The sequence below is a fragment of the Methyloglobulus sp. genome (assembly GCF_046714055.1).
Lineage (GTDB): Bacteria > Pseudomonadota > Gammaproteobacteria > Methylococcales > Methylomonadaceae > Methyloglobulus.
This window is the reverse complement of record NZ_JBKKBJ010000185.1, coordinates 1-4779: the sequence shown is the minus strand read 5'-3', so window position 1 is coordinate 4779 and position 4779 is coordinate 1. Positions and strand designations below refer to the sequence as shown.

Annotated in this window: 6 protein-coding genes; 4 read left to right on the top strand and 2 right to left on the bottom strand. The window is 44.7% G+C overall.

From position 1 onward, the window contains the following. Positions 1 to 191, bottom strand: a 191-nt coding sequence (locus ACLQ6D_RS11010) for a transposase (protein ID WP_411727328.1), incomplete at its 3' end; no start/stop codon positions are given. A gap of 457 nt (positions 192 to 648) precedes the next feature. On the opposite strand from ACLQ6D_RS11010, the gene yeiP reads away from it, so the two are divergent. From yeiP to ACLQ6D_RS10990, 4 genes are all read left to right on the top strand, one after another. After that, complete coding sequence (yeiP, locus tag ACLQ6D_RS11005) at positions 649 to 1215, top strand: elongation factor P-like protein YeiP (protein ID WP_411727327.1); 567 nt, start codon at positions 649 to 651, stop codon at positions 1213 to 1215. A gap of 88 nt (positions 1216 to 1303) precedes the next feature. Then, complete coding sequence (uvrC, locus tag ACLQ6D_RS11000) at positions 1304 to 3145, top strand: excinuclease ABC subunit UvrC (RefSeq protein ID WP_411727329.1); 1842 nt, start codon at positions 1304 to 1306, stop codon at positions 3143 to 3145. Continuing rightward, positions 3135 to 3698: a CDP-diacylglycerol--glycerol-3-phosphate 3-phosphatidyltransferase gene (gene pgsA / locus ACLQ6D_RS10995; protein ID WP_411727326.1), complete on the top strand. Its 564-nt coding sequence runs from the start codon at positions 3135 to 3137 to the stop codon at positions 3696 to 3698. Before uvrC ends, pgsA begins: the two co-directional genes overlap by 11 nt. Positions 3699 to 3771: 73 nt before the next feature. Continuing rightward, positions 3772 to 3936, top strand: a complete 165-nt coding sequence (locus ACLQ6D_RS10990) for a hypothetical protein (protein WP_411727325.1) — start codon at positions 3772 to 3774, stop codon at positions 3934 to 3936. A gap of 191 nt (positions 3937 to 4127) precedes the next feature. Here ACLQ6D_RS10990 and ACLQ6D_RS10985 read toward each other — a convergent pair whose 3' ends face one another. Continuing rightward, positions 4128 to 4532 carry a hypothetical protein gene (locus ACLQ6D_RS10985; protein WP_411727324.1) on the bottom strand — a complete coding sequence of 135 codons (405 nt, stop codon included), beginning with the start codon at positions 4530 to 4532 and terminating at the stop codon, positions 4128 to 4130. Positions 4533 to 4779: the final 247 nt, after the last annotated feature.

Sequence of the window (4779 nt, the reverse complement as noted above, 5' to 3'; positions counted from 1 at the left end):
TCTAAATTATCGTCGTCATTGTCAAACACCCGGTTTATATTGTCAGCAAATTGCTGTTTCCATTGGCTAACCAGATTAGGATGGACGGAAAATTCCATTGCTAATTCTGCAAGCGTTTTATCGCCTTTCATTGCAGCCATTGTAACTTGGGCTTTAAAGTCGACTGAATAAGTTCTTCTTTCATTATGCATTAAGTAGTACTCCTAAATAATTCCCTTAATTAATTAAGGTGTTCGTTATTGGTTTTGTTCAAAAAGTAAAGGGTACAAAGAAATCAAATTTCTTGGCGATTTGTGTGTCAAATAGACTCGATTGATCGCCATATTGCTTATAAAGTACATGATGTGTTCCTGATTTAACTTAATCCGTCCCTTATAATAAACATGCCTGGATAGTGTCTTGCAACCGTGCCAGGACTACGTTGGGATTATTATCCGGGTTCGCCAAAACAAATACTATTAGCATAAATACCTATAGCTGCGCTAAGTTCGGGTTATTGAAAACGGTTTAGGGTCGAAGGTTTGGTAATTTTGCTTACCCTGGCTGGAATGAAGTCGCGTAGGGTAAGTTTTAAGAGGGAAAATTGGTTGAATCTACGTTAGACTATCGGTTACCTTATTGATAGACGGCAAACAGTCGGAGTTGTGCGTGGCAAAAGCAAGTGAGTTAAAAAAAGGGATGGTTGTTGAGGTGAATGGCGTGCCTCATGTGGTTAAGCAGATTGAAGTCAGGAATCCCTCATCCAGGGGTGCTTCAACGCTATATAAGGTTCGGTTTAATAACCTGAAAACCGGCCAAAAACTGGACGAGTCGTTAAAAGGCGATGATTTCCTGAAAGAAGCCGCTTATGTACGCGCCAAGGCACAGTTTTCATATCTTGATGGCGACAATTATGTCTTCATGAATGAGGAGGATTACAGTCAGTACAGTTTGTCCAGCGAAGAACTTGAGGGCCAGATAGGGTATCTGACCGAAGGGCTAGAAGGCATTGTCGCCTTGTTAGTAGACGATGAGGTCATTGGCATTGAACTGCCCAGTTCGGTCGTCATGTCTATCGTTGAAACAACGCCCGCAATAAAAGGCGCAACTGCCAGCGCAAGGACGAAAACAGCGCGTTTGACGACTGGTATCGAAATTCAGGTTCCAGAATATTTAGAGATGAGTGAACTGGTCAAGGTGAATACCGAGACCGGAAAATTCATGTCCAGGGCGTAGGCATTATTGCCGACTAAAGCAGTCAAAGATCAGGATCGCTATAACAGTAGCAAATTATTCTTCCGCAATATTCGCTTTTTTGAGTTTTATTACATTGGCCTCCCAAGACAATTCATTCGATAGCAAAGGATTTTTAAAAACGCTGACCAAGCGTCCGGGCATATACAAAATGCTTGATGACCGCGGCGAGACCATTTATATCGGCAAGGCAAAAAACCTCAAAAATCGCGTTTCCAGCTATTTTAATAACCAAACCGCATCGCCCAAGCAGCAAACTATGGTTGCCAAGGTTGCGAATATAGAGGTGACGGTAACGCATACGGAAGGTGAGGCCTTATTGCTGGAATGCCAGCTCATCAAACGGTATAAGCCTCGTTACAACATCTGTTTGCGGGACGACAAGTCCTTTCCTTATATTTTCCTTTCCAGTAATCAGGATTTTCCCCAACTTACGTTTCACCGTGGCGCAAAGAATAAACGGGGGCAATATTTTGGGCCTTATCCCAGTGCAGGTGCGGTGCGGGAAAGTTTAAAACTACTGCAAAAAATATTCCCGGTCAGGCAATGCGATGATACCGTTTTCAGTAACCGCACCCGGCCATGCCTGCAATACCAGATAGGGCGCTGCTCTGCGCCTTGCGTAGGCTTGATCGACAAACCCGATTACGCTCAAGATGTAGCGAGTACAGTGATGTTCCTGGAAGGCAAGGGCAGTTTGCTAATCGAACAACTGATTGCGAAAATGGAACAAGCGGCATCCGAACTAAACTACGAACAGGCGGCAGGATACAGGGATCAAATCGCAAAATTACGCACGGTGCTGGAAAAGAATTTTGTGTACGGAGAGCGGGGCGATGTCGATATTATTGCCTGCGCGACTAAAGCCAATATTGCCTGTATTCAAGTATTTTTTATCCGCAACGGGCAACATCTGGGGAATAAGGCGTTCTTTCCTAAAATGACGGAAGAATATGATCCTGGCGCAGTTATTCAAGCGTTTATTCCCCAGTATTATCTTGATAAGCCCGTACCTTATGAGTTGATTGTCAGCCATGAATTGGAAGAATCAACACTTTTGACAGAAGTATTGGCTAGGCTAGCCAAACATTCCGTAGCGATTTCCTGCAAAGTCAGGGGTGAGCGTTCGAAGTGGCTACAGATGGCCTTAACGAACGCGGAAAATTCGCTGTTAAGCAAGTTAGCCGATAAACAAGGAATTTATGCACGGTTTCTCAGCCTCCAGGAAGAGTTAGGTTGTAAAGAGCCACCTAAACGCCTGGAATGTTTTGATATCAGCCATACCCAGGGAAACCAAACCGTAGCATCCTGTGTGGTGTTTGACCGGGACGGGCCGGTAAAATCAGCGTATCGTCGATTCAATATCGAAGGCATAACGGGTGGGGATGATTATGCGGCTATCTATCAAGCGGTTTCCAGGCGTTTTAAACGACTGAAACAAGGCGAGCATGAAGCGCCGGATATTCTTTTTATCGACGGCGGTAAAGGCCAGGTAAGTGTAGCGCAAAAGGCGTTAGCCGAATTAGAGATAAATGATGTTATGATAGTCGGCGTTTCCAAGGGGCCGGATAGGAAGCCGGGAATGGAGAAATTGATCCTGGTTGAACAGGAACAACCTATAGCCGTAACGCCAGGCGCAAGCGGTTTGCTGCTCATTCAACATATCAGGGATGAGGCGCACCGCTTTGCCATAACCGGACATAGGCAGCGGAGGGGGAAAGTAGCCAAACAGTCGGTGTTGGAAGAAATTGCAGGGCTGGGTGCCAAGCGCCGACAAGTTTTGTTAAAGCAATTTGGTGGGCTGCAAGGTATCGGGCAGGCTGGGGTAGATGCGCTTTGCAGTGTAGATGGCATAAGCAGGCAATTGGCGCAACGAATTTACGACAACTTTCATCACCACGATGACCATTGAATATAATATACCGACCTACCTCACCATATTAAGGATAGCGCTAATTCCTTTACTGGCCGTCGTGTTTTATCTACCTTGGACTCATGCCAACGTTGCGTGTACCCTTATATTTATATTTGCAGGGTTTACAGATTGGCTGGATGGATACCTTGCCAGAAAAATGCAACTGGAAACGCCTTTCGGAGCCTTTCTGGATCCCGTAGCCGATAAATTGATGGTCGCCTTCGTTCTGGTGTTGGTTGTGCAACAACAAGCGAATCCTTATCTGGCCGTGCCAGCGGCGATTATCATTGGCAGGGAAATTACCATTGCATCGTTAAGGGAATGGATGGCAGAAATTGGTCAGCGCGGGAAAGTTAAAGTGTCGCAACTAGGAAAATGGAAAACCACAGCCCAAATGCTGGCAATAACTTTATTGCTTTATCGTGAAGATTTATTCGGCATCCCCGTCAATACAGTGGGTTACATCCTGCTTTATATCGCAGCTACGCTAACACTATGGTCTATGGTGAATTATTTAAGTGCGGCACTGAAAGCCATGGCAGAAAAATAAGGTTTATTATCCCAAGGTCGAAGCGCGACCGTTGCGGATTTTTTGGACTTACAAACAGCATATTGAACTGGCTGTGAAAGAAAAAATGGAACAAGAAATAAAAGAAACCCAAGCGCAAGCTGAAGTTCAGGATAAAGCCGAAACACAGGATGAAATATTGCTGGCAACTTTGAAACTGTTTGCTGAAAAAGGGTTTTTTAGCACCTCACTCACCGAGATTGCTGAAAGTACACTATAAAGGCATGTATGTTCGAGAAGAATGGGATTATGCAGTTCCTTTTTCCATTCGGCGGATTTAACGAAACAATGGGCGATTTAAAGACCTGAACATTTCAATCATGCCTACACTCAATACGTGTATTCAATGGAGATTACGAAATGGCAACTTCAACCAGGCTAGACCCTGCCATCGAGTAACGGTTAGATTACCTAGCCACCCAAACTGGCCGCACAAAGGCGTATTATTTGCGCGAGATTATCAAGCAAGGCCTTGAAGACGTGGAAGATATTTATTTGGCGGATAAAGCCCTTGAAGATATCCGCGCCGGAAAAAGCCGCAGCTATACTGCCGAAGAGGTAAGGAAAGAACTTGGCTTGGAAGGTTGAATATGATGAAAAGGCGCTCAAGGCTTTAAAACGGCTTGATCGACAAGTCGCGGAACGTGTTGTAATTACAATGGACAAAAAATAGCGACGAGCGACAATCCAAGGAGTGAAGGCAAGCCGCTGTCTGGACGTTTGGCGGAATAATGGCGATATCGAATTGGTGATTACCATGTTATCTGCTTTATTAAATATGAAGTAATGACTGTTTTGGTTGTCGATATTGGTCATCGAAGTAATGTTTATCTTTAGCCGAGTAGCCTAATGGATGGAGCTTGCGGAATCCGATTTCGTGGCTCTGATTTCCCGTATTACATTGCTCTTCATCCAGGCTTGTATCTCTCCAAAACGTGATATATATGCCTAGCTAGCTGTATATCATGGTGCATGACCAGAGTTTGTATCCGGGCTGAGACAAAAAGTCTGTCGAGTAGATAAAACCCATGCACACCTTATCTTAACACTGAATGGTATCCAA